Below are 18,005 nucleotides of genomic sequence, written 5' to 3'. Positions count from 1 at the left end.
TCAGGGTATTTCGATGCCGAAATCGTTCATCATCGGCGAGGTGAACGGGTCGAAATCCGGAGTGCTCGCCGGTCCCTGCACGTGCACCGTCACCAGGTAATCGCCCGCGTTCGTCCAGATGTGTGCGATACGGTCACCGAACTCCACGGCCTGCTCAGGGGCGTCCGACCAGGAACCGAGCAGTTTCTGACCGCTGTATCCGCACAGGTCGGCGGGCAACACGCTGACGCTGCTGACCGCCGAGGCCCCCATCGCATCGTCGGCGTACTTCTTGAAGGCCGCCGCCGGGTCCAACGTCGTCTTGGCGATCGTGACCGTCGCCCAGATCCCATCCGGGCCCGTCAGTTTCGCGCCGACGTCTCCGTCGCCCGGACCGCTCGACCAGCCTGCGGGCAGGGCCACCGTGATCGTCGGCGCCGCCGGATCCGCGACGGTCGCCGTCGCCACCCCATCGGGCGGCGGGTCGGTCAATTCACAGGTCACCGTGCCGGCAGGCACCGCTGTGCGCGTGGTGGGCACGACGCCAGGTTCGGTGAGGTCCGCCTCCGCCGTCGGGATGGTCCGCGTCGACGGCGCCGCCGCGGTCGCGGAGGTGGCCGACGGCATGGCGGACGACGCAGCCTCGTCGGCGATCGGCACACCCTCGCTGGTCTTGCCGCAGGCCGACACCACTACGGCCGTCAAGCACAGCCCGACGAGCGTCGCGGATCGGGTTCTCATCAGCGGTTCAGTCCCGCGCGAAAGCGCGCGCGAACTCGCGCTCCAGATTCACGTACGGCTGACCGGACACATCAACGTTCACCTGAGCGATGGTGCCACCTGTGAAGGCGAACGGGGCCTTGTATGCCCGTGAAACGGGTGATCCGGTGTTGCGGCCGACGCTCAGGGTGGCTCCGGCGAGACCGAAGGTACCGGGGTGGATTCTGACGCCCGACCGAGACGCCACCTCGTTGTCGTCGATGTAGAGCGCCGCGTCACCGGTCGGAGTATGACTGCCCTCGACCGTTCCGGTGCGGGTGTAGGCGACACCAAACGTGTGCGTTCCGACCGGAACGGGCCCCGGTGACGACAACACCTGTTCTTCCTCGCCGAGGAAGTTGTAGATGTAATGCAGCCGACCGTCCTGGATGAACAGGACGTGCCCACCGTGTGCGCCGCCGTGCTTGAACACCACGCCCTCGGCGCCGGTGGTGTCCACAGTCACCTCCGCCATCACCACGAACGACCGGCCGCCGATCTCGACCGCGGCACCCATGCCGACGTCTGCGGTGCCGGGATAGTAGGTGTACGACTCCCGGGCGCCGGTCAGATATGGGCGGAACCGTGACATCGTCTCGAGGATGTTCAGGTCCGACAACGGCAGGCCGTTGTACTTGTTGGCTTCGCTGAACCACAGGGCCTTGAGTTCTTCGAGCCGCTCGGCGTTTTCCGCAGCCACGTCGTGGCACTGGCTGCGGTCGGCCTCGATATGGAACAGCTCCCAGCGGTCCTTGTCGAAGTTCGACCAACCGGCAGGCGACGCCGCGTGCACGGTGTTGGCGAACCAGCCGTCGTGCCAGATGCCGCGCGTTCCCAGCATCGCGTAGAACTGGGTCTCCTTTCCCGTCGACTCCTTCGGATCATCAAGGGCGGCTTTGAAACTCACACCGTCGAGCGGTTTCTGTGCGATGCCCTTGACCGTGGCGGGCGGCGTGATGCCGAGCAGTTCGTACACGGTCGGGGTGATGTCGCAGACGTTGGTGTAGTTGTCGCGCACCTCGCCGTGCGCGGCGATGCCGTCAGGCCACGAGATGATCGCGGTGTCGGCGATGCCCCCCTCGTGCGAGGCGTAGCGCTTGAACAGTTTGTATGGCGTGTTGAACGCCATCGCCCAGCCGATCGGATAGTGGTTGTAGGTCTCCGGGCCGCCGAGGTTGTCCATGACGCGCAGACCGTCCTCGACGGTGTCGATGTATCCGTTGAAGAACTTGACCTCGTTCACCGAACCGTTGGGGCCGCCCTCACCGCTGGCGCCGTTGTCGGAGATGACGACGATGACGGTGTTGTCCAGCTGGCCGGACTCGTCCAGATAGTCCAGGACGCGGCCGATTTGGGCGTCGGTGTAGCTCAGGAAGCCGGCGAAGACCTCGGCCATCCGCGCGAACAGCCGCTTCTCGTCGTCGGCCAGCGAGTCCCACGGCCGCACGGTGTCCTGCGGCGGCCACGGTTCTCCGTTGGGGCCCTTGACATCCGCGTATGGATTGATCGGCGAGAGCTCGGTGTCGGGCGGCACGATGCCGAGGCGCTTCTGGTTCTCCAGCACGATCTCGCGGTAGCGCTCGTAGCCCATGTCGAACTTGCCCGCATACCGGTCCGCCCAGTCCTTGAACACGTGGTGCGGCGCGTGCCCTGCGCCCGGGCAGACGTAGGAGAACCATGGCTTGTCCGGCGCGATCACCTTCGCATCGCGGATGAACTCGATTGTCTTGTCGGCGATGTCCTTCGACAGGTGATAGCCGTCCTCGGGAAGCCCCGGCGGCGCGACGGGGTGGTTGTCGTAGACGAGTTCGGGATACCACTGGTCCGTCTCGCCGCCCATGAAGCCGTAGAACCGTTCGAAGCCACGCGCCAGCGGCCAATGCCGCCTGGTCGCAGCAAGATTCGACTCCTCCAGTGGCGTCAGATGCCACTTGCCGACGCAATAGGTGTTGTAGCCGTGTTCGGACAACACCTCCGAAAGCAGCGCGGTGTCATCGGGAATCCGTCCGTTGCAGCCGGGGAACCCGTCAGTGAACTCCTCGATGGTGGCCATGCCGACGGTGGTGGGATTGCGGCCGGTCAGCAACGACGCCCGCGTCGGTGAGCACAGCGCGGTGGTGTGGAACTGCGAAAGCCGGACACCGCGTTCGGCGATGCGGCTCATCGTCGGCATCTCCACCAGGCCACCGAAGCAGTCCCAGGTGGCGATGCCGGTGTCGTCCCACACGAGATAGAGGACGTTGGGTGCACCCTGCGGCGCTGTCGGTGCGGCGTAGGGGCCCCAGTCCGGCTCGGAGTCCCGGACGTCGAGTTCGATCTTGCCGCTGAATTCAGTCGCCATGGCCGGGGAGATTACCCCGGCGATATGAGCTCAGACTGAGAAACGGGCGACGGCGGCGCCAGCGGTCTGCGGGTCAGCCACCACTGCACGGTGGCCAGCGGAATCGTCCAGCCCAGCCATGCGCCAAGGCCGGCCACAAACCATAGATAGTGCTCTTCGTTGCCGCCAAAAACACTGTCCTGCAAGGGCTGCAGCGCGATGAAAAGAAGTGGCGTCCAGATCCGGTTGGTGATCGTCGACAGTGCGACCGTGGCGCTGCGGACCATGTGCCTGCGGTGGTCGGCGAAACGCCGCTGGCGCGCCGCCCGCAACCCGTTGACCGTGAACCACAGCCACACCGCGGCCAGCAGCACATTGCTGACCGCCAGGAACGGGCCGAACGGAGTCGCGGCCCCGATCACCATCGCCAATGCCGCGGCGGGGATCGCCGCGGCGACGTACACGCGGCCGGTGCGACGGTGCAGCGCGGGGTGCCGCGCGCGCAGCCGCGGCCAGATCTGCACGACGGCCGACACCATGGCGACGCTGCCGAACATGACGTGGGCGACCAACAGCGGATAGTGCCACCCGAACGTCGCGGGCACCCGGGTGCCGCCGGTGAAATACGGCGGAAGCGAGAAGAGTAGAAACCCCGCCACCACCAGGACCAGGACCGCGGTCAACGGAGTCGATCGCCGCGTTGCGTATGTCATACGCACGAAGCGTACGGCATACGCATGCCGACCACAATCGCCTATGCTGTCAACAAATGAGCGATCCCCTGCCCCGCGCGCTGGAGATCTTGTGGCATGAGCCGAGCACGCCAAGGCGCTCGGCGGGGCTCAGCCGCGAGCGCATCGTCGCCGCGGCCGTCGAACTGGCCGACGCAGACGGCCTCGGTGGATTGTCGATGGCGCGGCTTGCCGGCCGCCTCGGCTGCGGCACGATGTCGCTGTACCGGCACGTCGCCAACAAGGACGAGTTGGTGACCTTCATGCTCTCGACGGCGCCTGGTCCGCCGCCCCCGCCCAACGACCCCGCCGATTGGCGTGGGGCGCTTACGGATTGGGCCGCGGGTCTATGGGACATCTACCACCGGCACCCGTGGGTCCTGGCGGCCGCCGCAGCCGGTCCGCCCGCCGACCCCGGCCAGCTGGCATGGCTCGATGCGGGCCTGGCCGCGTTCGCCGGGACGAGGCTGCCAGAGCACGACAAGCTCGCCGCGGTGATGGCCGTGCTGCACTTCGTTCGCGGCGCCGCGGCGCTGAACATCGAGGCGGCACAGGTGCAGGGCCCGGACTACCCCGTCCTGCTCCGGCGGTTCGTGGACGCCGAACGATTCCCGGCGCTCAGTGCCGCGCTGGAGGCGGGCGTTTTCGACACTGCCGACACCGATCACCAGGCCGACTTCCACTCGGGCCTGCGGCAACTGTGCGACGGCGTGGCCGCGCGAATGGAAGCGGGTTTGTGACTTCGCGGTTGCGGCAACCCCGGTAGCCGTGCAGGAAAGTGGTCCCGGTGGGAGTATGCCGAGAGTGGCGACAAGCAAACCGCAGACCATCTCTTATCCGCACCCCGGCTCCCGTCCCGGCCGTCACGACGACTATGCGGTGGATCCACACGTGGTCGTTCTGTTCGGCGCGACGGGCGATCTGGCTCGACGCAAGCTGATTCCCGGCCTGGCCTATCTGGATCAGTCCGACCTGGCACCCCACATCGAGATCGTCGCGACATCCCTGGAGGACATCTCCACCGAGGACTTCCTGAAGCTGGCGAAAGAGGCCGTCGAGGATTTCGGCACCCACAAGCTCAGCAAGGAGCAGTGGACGCGGTTCGCCGAGACGGTCACCTACGTACCTCAGGGCGAAGGACCCGATGCGCTGGCCGCCGCAGTGGCGACCGCAGAAGAAAAGCTCGGCCCCGACGTCCGCCGGCTGCACTACCTGTCGGTGCCACCAAAGGCGGCCCGCGCGGTGATCACGATGTTGAAGGACGCCAACCTGGTGGACCGGTCCCGAGTCGTGATGGAGAAGCCATTCGGCACAGACCTGGCCAGCGCTGTCGAGCTGAACGCCTTTGTCCACGAGACCTTTGACGAACGGCAGATCTTCCGGATCGACCACTTCCTCGGCAAGGAGGCGGCACAGAACATCCTGGCCTTCCGCTTCGCCAATGGCCTGTTCGAGCCGATCTGGAACCGCAACTTCATCGACCACATCCAGATCGACATCCCCGAGACCCTCGGCCTCGATGAGCGCGCCAACTTTTACGAGAGCACCGGCGCCTACAAGGACATGGTGGTCACCCATCTCTTCCAGGTGATGGCGTTCGTTGTCATGGAACCGCCAACGGCATTGGAGCCGCGCGCGATCAGTGAAGAGAAGAACAAGGTATTCCGGTCAATGCTCCCGGTGAACTGTTCGGACGTGGTGCGTGGTCAGTACGCCGGATACCGCGACAACGAGGGTGTGGCAAAAGATTCCGATACCGAGACGTTCATCGCGCTGAAGGTCGGCATCGACAACTGGCGCTGGGCGGGCGTGCCGATCTATCTGCGCACCGGAAAGCGAATGGCCGAAGGCATCCGGATCATCTCGATAGCGTTCAAGGAAGCGCCACGGACAATGTTTCCGTCCGGATCAGGCGTCGGGGCGCAGGGCCCCGACCACCTCACGTTCGATCTGGCCGACAACTCCAAGGTGTCATTGTCGTTCTACGGTAAGCGGCCCGGTCCCGGCATGAAGCTGGACAAGCTGTCAATGCAGTTCTCGACGCAGGAGATCGATACCGCAGGCGACGTGCTGGAGGCCTACGAACGACTGATCCTCGACGCGATGCGCGGCGACCACACCCTGTTCACCACCGCCGACGGCATCGAATCACTATGGGAGCGCTCGGAACAACTGCTGAAAGACCCGCCTCCCGCGAAGGTCTATCAGCCGGGCACCTGGGGACCCAACTCGATCCATCAGCTGATCGCACCCAACGCATGGCGGTTGCCGTTCGAGCGGGCGTGGCGCGAGAAGAAGAACGGCGACGACGACTAGTACTCCTGCAGGCTCTCACGCAACGTCGTTCCCGGATAGCGGGTCCGGTACCGCCCTCGTCGCTGAAGCTCGGGGACAAGCAGTTCCGTCACATCGTTGAAGCAACCCGGAGTGTCGGAGGCCAGTAGCATGAAACCGTTGCAGCCGCCGTCATCGATGTACTGCTCCATCTGGTCGGCGACGTCCGACGGGGTGCCGACCGCGACGGGGGCGCCCATCGAGACGCCGTAGATCTGTGCGGCCTCGCGGACGGTGACGGGGGCGCCGTCCTTGGCTTCGAGGATCGCGTCGAACAGGCCGCGGATGCCCTGCACGTCGGCGTCGACGACGTTGTCGTCGAGCCCGAGTGTGGAGAAGTCGAAACCGGTATGGCCGGAAAGGATTCCGAGCGCACTCTCGATCTGCACCTTCTCCACGAACTCGGCGTACTTGTCGTTGGCGCGGGACTTGTCGCGGTCGATGATCGTCTGCAGGCCGTAGATCAGCTTTACCGAGTCGGGGTCGCGGCCGTGATCGTCGGCGCGGGTGCGGATATCGTCGGCGTAGGCACACATGCTCTTAGGTGTCGGGAAGATTCCGAACACGGATTCTGCGTGCTTGGAGGCGAACTCACGGCCCTGGTCCGACGATCCCGCCTGCCAGAGCACCGGCCTGCGCTGCGGCGAGGGCGTGACGAAGTGCCTGCCCTTCGAACGGAAGAACTCGCCATTGAAGTCGACTTCGCGCACCTTGGACGGGTCGGCGAAGACTCCGGTCTCGCGATCGTAGACGATGGCGTCGTCGTCCCAGGAGTCCCACAGCTGATACAGCAGCTGCATGTACTCCTCCACCACTTCGTAGCGTTTGTCGCGCGGTGTGAGGTTCTCTTTGCCCATCGCCTGGAACTCGCTCTTGGAGTACGACGTGACGATGTTCCACCCGACGCGGCCGCCCGTGAGGTGGTCGAGCGTCGACAGGTGGCGCGCCATCATGTACGGCGGGACAAAGGAAGTCGACAGCGTAATGCCGATCCCGAGGTGCTTGGTGAACGCCCCGACGATCGGCACAAGGCTGGCAGGTTCGTGCACCGGACACTGCCCGGCGTATTTCACGACAGGATCCGAATTGCCCTTGTATGTCGTATACGGCGCGAGTTCATCGGCGATGAACATCGCGTCGAACAAGCCCCGCTCCATGATGCGGCCGAGGTCGCGCCAGTACTCCGGACGTGACCAGTGGTAGCCGACCTTGTCGCGGGGGTGTGCCCACATCGTCGACGCGTGGTTCATCACCCCATGCTGGACGAAGCCCAGCAGGTGCATCTTCGTCTTGGTCATGAGGAGAGCACCGCGGGACGGTCACCACGCAGTTCGAGCACGAAGGCGACGATCACCGCCGCCGCGGTGCCCAGACCGCTCAATGCGAGCACGTACCAGAACGCACCGCTGTAAGAGGCGATGATCAGCAGGACGAACGATGTCAGGACGGCAAGGCCGGCCTTCCAGGTGAATCCTGGCACGAGCGCGACCTCGGAGGGATCGGACAGCTCCTCCTGTAGTACCTCGAAATTGTTACCTTTCAACAGTTCTCGGCGGATGCGTAGGAAACTCAGCGCACCGACGATCAGGTAGATCACCGCGAGGATCAGGCCGATGCTCGCGCCGATGTAGAAAATGACCACGACGTTCCTTTCTGAGAGTGTTACTGCTGGCCGGCGGTTTCGGGGAGCTGGCCGTCCACCGCATCGACCTTCGGCTCGTCCTTGCGCACCGGCTCCGCGGTGTTCCCCCGTGCCAGCAGCGCCGAGTTGCCCTCGGCCAGGCTGTCGAAGTCGAACCGCGTGTTGGACCGCAGGCTGACGAGGACGGAGACGATCGCCGATCCGGCGATCAGTCCGATGATGCCGAACAACGGGCCGTACGTCGGCCCGAGCGTCTCCCGCAACGGTCCCCCGACAGCGACTCCCGCGATGACGCCCCACACATACCCGGGTCCCGTCATGCGGGACCAGAAGATGCTGAGTGTCACCGGGATGAGCAGGCTGGTGCCGTAGAAGTACACGGTGGTAACGAGATTCACGTAGTCGATACCGGTCAATACCACCCCACCGGCGACCGCTGCAGCGACGATCATGCTGGTTTTGGTGACGGCGAGCAGCTTGCGTTCGGACACCTTGGGCCAGTACCGGTGCACGATGTCGACGGCCACCAGTGAGGTGACACCCGACAGCGCTCCGTCGATGGCCGCGAAGCAGGCGTTGACCACCACCAGGGTGTACAGCGCGACGATGACCACCGGCAGGCCGAGGCTGGCGATGACGTGCGGACCGACCGCCCCCGCACCCAGCGCACCGAGGTCGTCGAGGGTGACCCCGGCGGCCAGGCCGATGAAGCCGAGAAGCCCGAGCGCCAGTGGGATCGGGTAGAACCAGACACCCGCCCACAGGAAGCTTCGGCCGAGATCCTTCGGCCTGATCGCCCACACCCGCTGCCAGAACGACTGATCGGCGATGACGTTGGTGAGCAGACCCAGAGCCAGCGCAAGACCGAAACTTGCTGCGGTGACAGGGTTGAACGGGTTCAGGTGTTCACCGCCGGCCTTCTCGACCTCGTTGAACACCAACTGCGCTCCCCCGGCCTTGGCCAGGGCGTAGAGGACCACGACCGAAGACCCGACGCCGAGCAGCAGTGTGTTCAAAGTTCCCGTCACCGCCGATGTCGTCAGCCCACCGAAGTACGAGTAGACGGTCACGACGATGATGCCGGTGACGACGATGCTGAACGGTGTCAGCCCGAAGATCGTGTTCATGATCAGGACGAGCCCGGCCAGGTTGATCATGATGACGCCGAGCAGGGCACCGATGAGGAAGATGAGCGTGGCCACACTGCTGACGCTGTCCCTGAATCGGGCCCGGATGAACTCGGCGAGGGTGTAGCCGGCGGGCATCTTCTGGCGGACCTTCAGCCCGAACGGAACCATGATGATGACGGCAAGGCCGTTGGGGACGATGAACCAGACGAGTCCGGAGGTGCCCCAGGTGTAGGCCTGGGCAGAGGACAGCATCACCGCCATCGACCACGTCCACACCGAGATGAGCGACGCGACACCGAAACCGAAGCCCAGCAGGCGTCCGGAGATCACGAAGTTGTGCGTCGTCTTGACGGCTCCCTTGACGGCAAGGGCGATGAGCAGCAGCAGGAGGCCGGGGCCGAAGAGCAGCGCATACCCCAATGCGCCTGATTGCCTGATGAATTCGAGTTCGGGCACGAGCGGATCTCCTTGGATGGTTGGGAGTTGGTGTTGTCGGGACTGTCAATCCAGGACGACGGCCGCGCGGCGGCGTCGCAACTCGTCGAGCGGCTCGTCGTACCAGCCCAGGTTTCGGCGCGTGATGAGCAGTTCGGCGAGTTCGACCTCGGTGCGCATGAATGGCACCGTCGGCATGATGGGCGGTTTGTAGCGGCGGCGGAACTCCGCGACAATCGACTCGATCGCTGTCGCGTCGTCAGCGGATCTCGCATCGGACAACGCAGTTTCGGTGACCGATGCGATCGGCTCGCCGGTGAGCGTCGTGGTCTCGATGGATTCTCCCGACAGTTCGGCGAATCGCAGCACCGCGACCCGGTCCTCGATGCGCGACTCGATCCAGAGGAAGTCGGCCTCTTCGAGTGGATTGCCTCCGCGCCCGGCACGCCAGTCGATCAGCAGCGAAAGCGCCTCAGTCAACGTGGAAACCTCCGCGAGGCGACCCGCCCATTCGGCGCGCGACGTCTGGTTTCCAAAGGGTGGGTAGTCGGTGCGGGGCGTCGCGCCTGCGGCGGCGGCGACCTTGGCTGTGCGTGTCATGGCTGCTCGTCTCCTGCTTCGAGAAATCGCTCGACGTGAATGCGTTCGCGCGCAACGCCGTTGTCCAACAGCAGGACTTCGGCGGCGCTGACCATCGGAGGTGGGCCACACAGGTAGTACGACCGTCCCGCTTCGATCGGGCCGAGGTGGTCCGTCGCTTGCCCGACGGCACCCGACCATCCGGCGCCCGGTCGTTCGACAGTGGTCACCAGTTCGAGGTTGGGCAGCGCCCGACGCAGGGCGGACAGCTCCTCGGTGCAGAAGAGGTCCGATGCGTCCGCGACGCCGAAGACGACCTTCGCATGGGCGGCCGAATCGGTGTCGGCGAGTGCCCGCAGGATTGCAAGGATGGGCGCGAGACCTGTTCCACCGGCGACGAAGACAGGCTTCGAGCCGCCTCGGAATCCGAACTGCCCGTATGGACCTCGAAGTCGAACCGGCTCTCCCTTGGCCAGCCCGCGGGCGATGTGACCGGAGAACCGTCCCTGCGGCAGAAGCCGGATCAGGAACTCGAGTTCACGGCTGCCGTCGGGAGCGTTGGCCATCGAGTATGCGCGGGTCGCACCGACCGCGGGCAAGGTGATCTGAAGATACTGACCGGGTTCCCAATCGAACGGGTCCTGGGCCACATTGGTGCGGATGACAACTCGCGCCACCGTGCCGGAAAGCGCTTCGGCTTCGATGATCTGACCGTTGCGGGTTCCGTCCTCGTAGCGTCCGACCCGGTCCGCGGGGTAGTCGAAGTCGATCTCCAGGTCGCTCGAGGGCCGCAACCGGCAGGCGAGGATGAGGCCGTCCTCTTCCTCGGCATCGGTGAGGGCGTGCGGACTGTGAGGAAGCAACTGGTCGTAGTCGCCGTCAACGAGGAAGCCGCGGCAGGTCGAGCAACTGCCCTCGCGGCAGTCGCTGAGCAGCAAGTGGCCCTGGCGGAGGGCGGCCGTGATGATGTCCTCGTCGCTTCGGCAGGCGATATCGATGCGGTCGGCGCCTTCGAAGGTGAGCGCCACCTTGTGCTCCGCGCTCACCGCGGGACCTCGCGTTCCCAGCCGATGAGGTCGGTGGTGATGGCGAAGATGTTGCCGTCGACGTATGCCCGCCCGATCGTGGTCGAGACGTTCACCAGCAGGTCGTATACCGAGAACGGGCGCCCGAGCAGTTCGGCGATCTCGTCCGCATCGATCTCGAACCCCTCGAGGCAGTCGATGCGATAGAAGGTCCCGCAGTCCTCGACCCGGAAGCTGGGCTCGTCGGCGTACTGCTCGTTGAGCCACTCCACCGTTGCCTCGATCTCGTCGGCCTTGGTGAGAGCGAGCACGACACGCCGAGACTCGACAACCGCCCTGTCGCTGAACATGTTGGCGCGCACCTGGTCCACGTCCACCCCGGCGACACGGCGGTCGACCGCGGCGTGGTGTGAGTTCGTCCCGCTCACAGGAGCTTCCGTCATGCCGATTTCCCAACAGCAGAACGCTTGTCGTACAGCGCTATCAGGTCCTCGACCGTCACGTCCGAACCCCACACAGGCGCGATGTCACGAACCCAGTCGGTCGCCACCGTTTCGAATATCTCTCGCGGGGACTCGGCGGGGTTGTTTCGCAAGATGTCGGTGGACTCGAACAGGGCAGAGAAATCTGCGACCGCGTCCACCGCGCGTGGCAGCCATCGTCGGGTCCACCACGCCATGAGTTGCTTGTTGTAGGTGCCGAATTCGCTGTCCGCTCCCAGAATTCGGTCGAACAGTTCCTTCGTCCATGTGTTCGCCGCCTCTACCGAGCGGAGCGTCGGCCACAGGACCTGCGGCGTGAGCTGATCTCCGTGAATCGGAGCGAGACGGTAGAAGTACTCCTGCCGGGCGAACCGGCCGAACAAGGGCTCGTAGATCATCGCCAGCGCGAAGATCACCTCGATGTGGTCGTAGCCGTCGCGCCACAGGTGTTCGACGAATGTGCGCGCACCGACGTAGGCCGGGCCGTGCAGCCACAACTGCTTGGCCGGACCCAGCTCCGCGAGCGATTCCGAAACAGCCTGGCCGAGGTACACCTTCTCGGCCTGGATCTGCTGTGCACTGTCGAGGAAATCCAGCGCCCAGTTGACGATCGCCACCCGCAACGTGTCCACGAGGCTGTCGCGGATACCTGACGTGAGCGCCATGAAAATGCCGTAGTCGTGCAGCACGATGGCGCCGAGCTGCTCGCCGACGACCGTCTGGATCCACGTCGGGTCCGCTCGCCGGTGCAGCGAGTGGCTGGCGAAGGTCGAGAACAGCCGGGTGGTGGTCCGCCACTGGTCGGCTTTCTCCGCCACATAGGGCTTCTGCCAACGACCTTCGGGATCTCTGAACGCGAACCAGTCGGTGCAGCGGGCCTCGGTGAAATAGTTCTCCCACGCTCCCCGCCCACCGGGGAAGCGCGTGGACCACCCTCCGACGCCGATGCCTCCCCGGATCCAGTCCGGATTCGGCTGGGCGTAGAGCAACACCGACTCGTACTCCGAGATGCGGCGCCGGTAGGGGTTGGCGAAATGGACTGCGGTGCGCTGTGTCTCGAGTGGTTCGCGTGCGAGATCGTACTCGGGGTTGAGCAGGCTCCGACGGTAGGTGTTGCCCACGGCGCGGTCAGGCCTTCACGAAGCTGACACCGGCGACGTGTGGGTCGCGTATCACGATTCGGGTCGCCGCCAGATCCTCGATGGTCCACATCCGTTCGCTATTCAGATGCGGTTGTGCGATCAGGGTCTTCCCGTCGCTGCGCAGACCACCGGTTGCGCGGACGATCTCCGACAGCTCCCAGCCGTCGAAGATCTCCAGGAAGTTCTCGCCGGTGTAGCGCTCCGGTTCCTGCAGGTACATCCGCTCGCACCAGTCCGAGCACAGCGCGTGCTTGCGGCCGCCGTATTCGATGACCCGTGTGCGCACGGCGTTGGTGCTCTTCGGCGCCTCGGGCGCGACCTGCAGCAGCGGCGACTGGCATACCCGGCAGATGTGCAGCACCTTGCCGAGCTCGATCAGGTGCTCGATCGGACTGGTCCGGTTGGCCGGATCTTCGACGCCGATTTCCTTCCAGCGGTCGAAGATCCGGCCGATCGCGGTGTACCAACCCGGATAGTGGCGTTCGAACCATTCCTTATCGGTGTCGTTGGGGAGTTCCATCCGGTATCCGATGAACGGCCACAGCGCATAGGCGATCGCGAACGAATCGTGATGCGCCCAGTACGCGTCGCGGCTGGCGTCGGCAAGGTTCTTCGGTGACTCCAGGCCGAATTTGGAGAACCGGCCCATCCAGATGCCGCCCCAGTCCTCGATCACCCAGTCGTTCCACGTCTGCGCCCACGGCTCGGCCCGGTTGACCGCGCCGTACTCGAAGGTCCGCCCGACCATCGAGCTGAACCCGCGATGCTGAATCCAGAACGCGTTCTCGAGATCGGTTTGCAGGTATTGCATGTTGTGGTCGTTCTCGATCACCGAGACGATGGTCTGGTACCCGTTCGCCATATGGCGCAGCTCGTCGGACTGGATCGACAGGAAGACCGTCGGGGTGACCTCGTCGCCGTTGGCGGCGGCCCATTCGGTCATGGCCACCACGAGGGGGTTCGTGAAGCACGCCTCCGCGACCATCTGCAGGTTCAACGAGATCAGGACGGGGTCGCCCGACACAAACGTCTCGCAGGCCTGCTGGCGGTTGTTCCAGAACAGCGGATTGCCGTGACGGTGTCCGCGGGCGCCGGTGAATCCGGCAGGGTCGTAGTACTGCGACGCGAAGTACTTCTTCAGGTAGCCAAGCTGATTCGTGTGGCGAACCTCGTCCTCGACCTGCGCGAGATATCCGTTGCGCTGCTCGGGTGAGGTGACCGCGTCCAACAGCATCGCCGAACCGCCGATCGATGCGTACTCACCGAGCTCGAGGAAGGAGGTGACGAACTTCATCGCCTCCGCCCACCGGGGTTCGATGCGGCTGCCCGCCTGAAGCCGCGCCAGACTGTCCAGCAGCGAACCGTACTGCCGGTCGTCCTTCTCGGTCTCCATCCGGCAGTACTCGCCGACGATCAGCTTGAACTGTTCGCGGGTGCCGCCGTCGAATTGATACTTCGTCGGATATTTCGAGCGCCCCCCGGGGACCTCCCATCCCATGTCCTGGATCCAGCGATGCACATCCTGGGCGCCCACCTTGATATCGCGCGGTGTGGGCACCCTGAAGTCGCCCGGGGTGAGGGTCATCAATGCTCCTTATTCCGCGCGCAACCGCGGCGGGTGATCGAGGAGGCAAAGCTAGCCAACGTCGGGCACGTCGAATAAGGCTTTGAATCGCCATGAATTCAACGCCCACTCGATTCCGACGTTGTCTGGCGCACAACGCATTTGAAATCACGCTGAGCGAGAAGCTAGGCGAAGCCGCCGGTGAGATGTGTAACTGGCGAGTATCGTCACGTTGAGAGCACGGAGAACTGAACCGACAGAACGGAAGTCCTGCAAGGGGCCGCAGAGTGACCGGGGAACGAGACCGCCAGGAAGCAGGGGCGTCGACTCACTCCACATCAGACGGCGCGCGGCTTACGTTACGGATCGCAAAGCCGAGTCGACTCAGGCTGCTGTGGTCGTGGGCCCGCGAGAAAGCGGGCTGGACTCAGCCGGCACAGCACCGCGTCCCGTTGAGGCGTGCGGTCTCTTGGCATGTCGACGTCGATTTGGAGCGAGTGAACCTCGAGGCACGAATTGTTTCCATCTTGCTCACCACGACCATGGGTCCGCTAACGCACCACATGGTGGCTGCGAAGCCCCTGCACGGCATGCTGGCGGGTAGCCAAGGCTTACCGCACGAATCTGCGGGTACCCCGGCAAATATGCGGGGCCCAGCGCAGTTCGGATAACGTGGGTTATGTGCCTAGTCTGTTGCGGTTCGATGAGTGGCTGAACCGAGCCCTCGAAGAGTGCGCGCGCAATGCAGGCGAGGACGTCAGTACCTATGTCGCGCGCGCCGTGGCATCACAGATGGTCGCCGACCAACGCCGCCACGAGACCATTCCGATCAGGGAACTGGTCGCCCACCTCTCCGAGTCCGGGGTACTCGAAACTGACTCGATGCCGGACGTATCGGCCGTCATAACTGACCCCGATCGGCTGCGCTCGCTGAATGCCACCGGACTGCTCGATTCCCCTCCGGAGGAGGCTTACGACCGCATCACCCAAGCAGCCGCCGACGCGCTGGATGCCCCGTTCGCGGCCCTTGCCCTGATAGATGTCGATCGGCAGTTCTTCAAGAGCACTGTCGGGATGGGTGATATGTCCGCCCCGGCGGATCGACAGATCCCACTGAACCAATCCATCGGTCAGTACGCAGTGGCAGACCGCAATCCCGTGATTCTCGAAGACGCACGAACCGACCCGGTATTCATGAAGCACCCCGTGGTCCGTAGTGGCGCGGCCATCGCGTACCTCGGCATACCTCTGATCGATCACGACGGACACGCCATAGGCACGCTTTGTGTGTTCGACAACAAGCCGCGATCGTGGGGCACCGGCCATGTCCAGGTGCTGAGTGATCTGGCGCAGCTCGCCGTCGAGCGGATCTTCGGTCCCGCCCCTGCTTCGGGCGACTGGAAGCGTGGCTCCAGCTAACTGTTTGGCACCGTTTGTCGCGAACGCCAACGACTTCGACCCTGACACGGCTGTCCATTTGCCCCCCGGGCCAGCTCAGCACACATAAGATCAGTTGCCAGTTCTGTCCAAGGGGTTGACATATGCAGCTAGAGGCGAAGGTGACCACGCACTCGCCTAGTAGCCGACCGACCACGCCGCGACTGAAGGTCGCCCGGGTTCGAGAAACCGCACCGTCGCCGCCGCGCTTCGTCGAACTAATTCGTGTTGATCCATGGTATTCGGTGGTCACGTTGCTGATGGACGTCGCGTACGCCGCCCTCGCGGTTTTGGTCGCTCAGTGGTGGATCCCGGGCACGCTCGATCAAGAGCGCCACATCGCCATGTATTCGTGGATCTTCGTACCCGTGGTCGTCATCGTCATTGCCACTCGCGGGTTGTACCGGCAGCGGCTGAACCACGGTTTTCTCGACGAATTCGAACCAGTTGAGACGTCGATTGCGGTCGCTGCTCTGGCGACGTTGGCCCTCATGCTGTTTCTTGTTCCGCGCTTGGACACCGGCGACGCCGTCGGCCCCTATGTCCGCCCCAGCGAGATGATTCTGCGGATCTGGTTGGCCGCGGCGATCCTCATCCCCGCCGTCCGCCTGCTCAGATCGGTGCTGAACCGCGTCTTGCGACGCAGGTTCCATGTTGGCGTGCCCGCACTGATCGTCGGGTCCGGACCAGTTGCCCATCAACTCGTCTCGCGGATGCGACAGGTGCGGGAATATGGCCTGTGGCCCGCCGGAATGTTGGACGATATGCGGCCGGACGAAGAAGAGGCGAAGATGTTTGACGTGCCCTACCTGGGCACCACGGGCAATCTCGAGAGCGCCATGCGCGCCACCCGCGCCGAGGAGCTCATCTTCGCCCCGTCTACGTTGCCCGACGAGCAGTTGGCGCGGACCGCCCAGCTGGCTCAGAACCTCGGTATGCGGGTTCGCGTAGTTCCGCGACTCATGGACGCCGTCGGCGTCAACACCGAGATCGAGCACCTCGGCGGCGTACCTCTGATGGTGCTGAACCCAGTCAATCCAAAGGGTTGGCAGTTCGCCGTCAAGCACGCCTTCGACCGGACCGCCGCCCTGCTGGGGCTGGTGCTCATCTCGCCGCTGCTCATCGTGCTTGCAATCGCGGTCAAGCTCAGTTCGCCCGGGCCGATCTTCTTCAGTCAGCAGCGGATCGGGCGTGACGGGAAGGTCTTCGGCTGTCTTAAGTTCCGCACCATGCGTATTGCTGAGCCGGCCAAACCGGGCTTCAAATTGAGCGATGGGACGGCGCCCGGTGGGGTGGAAGGTGACGATCGGCGCACCCGGATCGGCAAGATTATGCGCAGGATATCGCTGGATGAGCTCCCTCAACTGTTCAACGTGTTGCGGGGGGAAATGAGTCTGGTTGGCCCACGGCCCGAACGGCCGGAGTTCGTCGAGTTGTTCGAGATGCACGTACGCCGCTACGGCCAGCGGCACAGGGTGAAGGCGGGCATGACGGGCTGGGCCCAGGTGCACGGCCTTCGCGGGCAGACTTCGATCGCCGACCGGGCCGAGTGGGACAACTACTACATCGACAACTGGTCGCTGCTGTTGGATTTCAAGATCCTCATTCTGACCGTGTTGGCGGTGCTGCGACCCACCGAAGACTGAAATCCCAGTCATTCGATTGGGGACAATCCGCGGGTGTCTCGCACGTTCTTCCCTTCGCAATTTTGCCATTCGCCTATGGCAGGAATGCTAGTTGCGCTACCTTTCCCAATAGCGCTAGTCGTGGGGGTTTGGGGGTTTGCCGGTGCATCCTGAACCGAATCATGTGGGTTTGATTCCCGACGGATTACGGCGCTGGGCGAAAGCCAACGATGTCACCCTGGGCGACGCTTATCTCAAAGGCGCCGAGAAGGTCACCGAGATTCTTTTGACACTGCAGCGAAACGGTGTGCAGACCGTGACGGTGTACAACTTGAGTCGTGCGAATCTGGGCAGGCGCACCGAGGAGTTGGATGCCGTATATGCGGCATCGACGCAATTCGTCACCACGCTGATACCCGACCACTTCGATCACGCCTCGTGCAGTGTGCGATTGCATGGCGATCGAACTGCGTTGCCGCACAAATATGTCGCTGCCGCAGAAGATCTGGAAGCGGCAATGAATGGCAGCGATTTCCGGATCAACATTCTCGCGGCCTACGACGCCTACGACGAGTTGCGAACCGCATATCAGCGGGCTCAGCGCGAAGGATGTGACATCGCTGCTGCACTCGACATTCCAAACATCGACCTGGTCGTGCGGACCACTCCCGAACCATTGCTCAGTGGATTCCTGCCACTGCAGACTCAATACGCCCAGCTGGTCTTCCTGCAGACCCCTCTCAACGATCTGTCCGTGCAGGACGTCGACGATCTCCTTGCTGCGTATCGGCAAGTTCCGCAGCTTCGTGGCCGGTAGGACG

Annotated in this window: 16 protein-coding genes; 5 read left to right on the top strand and 11 right to left on the bottom strand. The window is 64.1% G+C overall.

What is annotated here, in order from left to right; all coding sequences use genetic code 11:
* Genes AB4Z42_RS03520 through AB4Z42_RS03510 form a run of 3 tightly spaced genes read right to left on the bottom strand, consistent with a single transcriptional unit; the run spans nucleotide 1 to nucleotide 3,771 of the window.
* Nucleotides 1-720, bottom strand: coding sequence for a hypothetical protein (locus tag AB4Z42_RS03520; RefSeq protein WP_442007709.1), 720 nt, complete (start codon nucleotides 718-720; stop codon nucleotides 1-3).
* Between the two features lie 7 nt (nucleotides 721-727).
* Entirely contained in the window at nucleotides 728-3,079 is a 2,352-nt protein-coding gene (locus AB4Z42_RS03515) for an arylsulfatase (RefSeq protein ID WP_442007708.1), read from the bottom strand.
* An 11-nt stretch (nucleotides 3,080-3,090) separates the two neighbouring features.
* The gene (locus AB4Z42_RS03510; RefSeq protein ID WP_442007707.1) at nucleotides 3,091-3,771 is read right to left on the bottom strand and encodes a DUF2306 domain-containing protein; all 681 of its coding nucleotides are present in this window, start codon (nucleotides 3,769-3,771) and stop codon (nucleotides 3,091-3,093) included.
* Between the two features lie 56 nt (nucleotides 3,772-3,827).
* Here AB4Z42_RS03510 and AB4Z42_RS03505 point away from each other — a divergent pair, with 56 nt between their 5' ends.
* Complete coding sequence (locus tag AB4Z42_RS03505; RefSeq protein WP_442007706.1) at nucleotides 3,828-4,529, top strand: TetR/AcrR family transcriptional regulator; 702 nt, start codon at nucleotides 3,828-3,830, stop codon at nucleotides 4,527-4,529.
* 64 nt (nucleotides 4,530-4,593) lie between these two features.
* Nucleotides 4,594-6,105: a glucose-6-phosphate dehydrogenase gene (gene zwf / locus AB4Z42_RS03500; protein WP_442007705.1), complete on the top strand. Its 1,512-nt coding sequence runs from the start codon at nucleotides 4,594-4,596 to the stop codon at nucleotides 6,103-6,105.
* Here zwf and AB4Z42_RS03495 read toward each other — a convergent pair.
* The 8 genes from AB4Z42_RS03495 to AB4Z42_RS03460 are packed head-to-tail and all read right to left on the bottom strand — an operon-like array spanning nucleotide 6,102 to nucleotide 14,143.
* A complete protein-coding gene (locus AB4Z42_RS03495) occupies nucleotides 6,102-7,421 on the bottom strand; it encodes an LLM class flavin-dependent oxidoreductase (protein ID WP_442007704.1) in 1,320 nt (439 codons plus the stop codon). The genes zwf and AB4Z42_RS03495 overlap by 4 nt on opposite strands.
* The gene (locus tag AB4Z42_RS03490) at nucleotides 7,418-7,765 is read right to left on the bottom strand and encodes a hypothetical protein (RefSeq protein WP_442007703.1); all 348 of its coding nucleotides are present in this window, start codon (nucleotides 7,763-7,765) and stop codon (nucleotides 7,418-7,420) included. The genes AB4Z42_RS03495 and AB4Z42_RS03490 overlap by 4 nt, the downstream gene beginning before the upstream one ends.
* Nucleotides 7,766-7,785: 20 nt before the next feature.
* Nucleotides 7,786-9,351, bottom strand: a complete 1,566-nt coding sequence (locus AB4Z42_RS03485; RefSeq protein WP_442007702.1) for a sodium:solute symporter family protein — start codon at nucleotides 9,349-9,351, stop codon at nucleotides 7,786-7,788.
* 45 nt (nucleotides 9,352-9,396) lie between these two features.
* Nucleotides 9,397-9,930, bottom strand: coding sequence for a methane monooxygenase (locus tag AB4Z42_RS03480; protein ID WP_442007701.1), 534 nt, complete (start codon nucleotides 9,928-9,930; stop codon nucleotides 9,397-9,399).
* Nucleotides 9,927-10,955: an FAD-binding oxidoreductase gene (locus tag AB4Z42_RS03475; protein ID WP_442007700.1), complete on the bottom strand. Its 1,029-nt coding sequence runs from the start codon at nucleotides 10,953-10,955 to the stop codon at nucleotides 9,927-9,929. The genes AB4Z42_RS03480 and AB4Z42_RS03475 overlap by 4 nt, the downstream gene beginning before the upstream one ends.
* Nucleotides 10,952-11,377 carry an MmoB/DmpM family protein gene (locus tag AB4Z42_RS03470; protein ID WP_442007699.1) on the bottom strand — a complete coding sequence of 142 codons (426 nt, stop codon included), beginning with the start codon at nucleotides 11,375-11,377 and terminating at the stop codon, nucleotides 10,952-10,954. Before AB4Z42_RS03470 ends, AB4Z42_RS03475 begins: the two co-directional genes overlap by 4 nt.
* Nucleotides 11,374-12,537 carry a toluene hydroxylase gene (locus tag AB4Z42_RS03465; protein WP_442007698.1) on the bottom strand — a complete coding sequence of 388 codons (1,164 nt, stop codon included), beginning with the start codon at nucleotides 12,535-12,537 and terminating at the stop codon, nucleotides 11,374-11,376. Before AB4Z42_RS03465 ends, AB4Z42_RS03470 begins: the two co-directional genes overlap by 4 nt.
* A 7-nt stretch (nucleotides 12,538-12,544) precedes the next feature.
* Nucleotides 12,545-14,143: a methane monooxygenase gene (locus AB4Z42_RS03460; RefSeq protein ID WP_442007697.1), complete on the bottom strand. Its 1,599-nt coding sequence runs from the start codon at nucleotides 14,141-14,143 to the stop codon at nucleotides 12,545-12,547.
* 669 nt (nucleotides 14,144-14,812) lie between these two features.
* Between AB4Z42_RS03460 and AB4Z42_RS03455 the strand changes: the two genes are divergently transcribed.
* The 3 genes from AB4Z42_RS03455 (at nucleotide 14,813) to AB4Z42_RS03445 (ending at nucleotide 18,001) form a co-directional block, all read left to right on the top strand.
* On the top strand, nucleotides 14,813-15,541 hold the full coding sequence (locus AB4Z42_RS03455) for a GAF domain-containing protein (RefSeq protein ID WP_442008107.1): 729 nt from the start codon (nucleotides 14,813-14,815) through the stop codon (nucleotides 15,539-15,541).
* 122 nt (nucleotides 15,542-15,663) lie between these two features.
* Complete coding sequence (locus AB4Z42_RS03450; RefSeq protein ID WP_442007696.1) at nucleotides 15,664-17,205, top strand: sugar transferase; 1,542 nt, start codon at nucleotides 15,664-15,666, stop codon at nucleotides 17,203-17,205.
* Nucleotides 17,206-17,347: 142 nt separating this feature from the next.
* On the top strand, nucleotides 17,348-18,001 hold the full coding sequence (locus AB4Z42_RS03445) for an undecaprenyl diphosphate synthase family protein (RefSeq protein WP_442007695.1): 654 nt from the start codon (nucleotides 17,348-17,350) through the stop codon (nucleotides 17,999-18,001).
* Nucleotides 18,002-18,005: the final 4 nt, after the last annotated feature.

This window comes from Mycobacterium sp. 2YAF39 (genome assembly GCF_052114565.1).
Taxonomy (GTDB): Bacteria; Actinomycetota; Actinomycetes; order Mycobacteriales; family Mycobacteriaceae; genus Mycobacterium.
Note: the sequence above shows the minus strand (reverse complement) of the source record. Positions and strands in the feature narration are given on the sequence as shown.

Excerpts from the sequence above, each read along its gene's own strand:
- AB4Z42_RS03520 (WP_442007709.1), bottom strand. The coding sequence starts at position 720 with ATGAGAACCCGATCCGCGACGCTCGTCGGGCTGTGCTTGACGGCCGTA.
- AB4Z42_RS03515 (WP_442007708.1), bottom strand. The coding sequence starts at position 3,079 with ATGGCGACTGAATTCAGCGGCAAGATCGAACTCGACGTCCGGGACTCC.
- AB4Z42_RS03510 (WP_442007707.1), bottom strand. The coding sequence starts at position 3,771 with ATGACATACGCAACGCGGCGATCGACTCCGTTGACCGCGGTCCTGGTC.
- AB4Z42_RS03505 (WP_442007706.1), top strand. The coding sequence starts at position 3,828 with ATGAGCGATCCCCTGCCCCGCGCGCTGGAGATCTTGTGGCATGAGCCG.
- AB4Z42_RS03495 (WP_442007704.1), bottom strand. The coding sequence starts at position 7,421 with ATGACCAAGACGAAGATGCACCTGCTGGGCTTCGTCCAGCATGGGGTG.
- AB4Z42_RS03480 (WP_442007701.1), bottom strand. The coding sequence starts at position 9,930 with ATGACACGCACAGCCAAGGTCGCCGCCGCCGCAGGCGCGACGCCCCGC.
- AB4Z42_RS03470 (WP_442007699.1), bottom strand. The coding sequence starts at position 11,377 with ATGACGGAAGCTCCTGTGAGCGGGACGAACTCACACCACGCCGCGGTC.
- AB4Z42_RS03460 (WP_442007697.1), bottom strand. The coding sequence starts at position 14,143 with ATGACCCTCACCCCGGGCGACTTCAGGGTGCCCACACCGCGCGATATC.
- AB4Z42_RS03450 (WP_442007696.1), top strand. The coding sequence starts at position 15,664 with ATGCAGCTAGAGGCGAAGGTGACCACGCACTCGCCTAGTAGCCGACCG.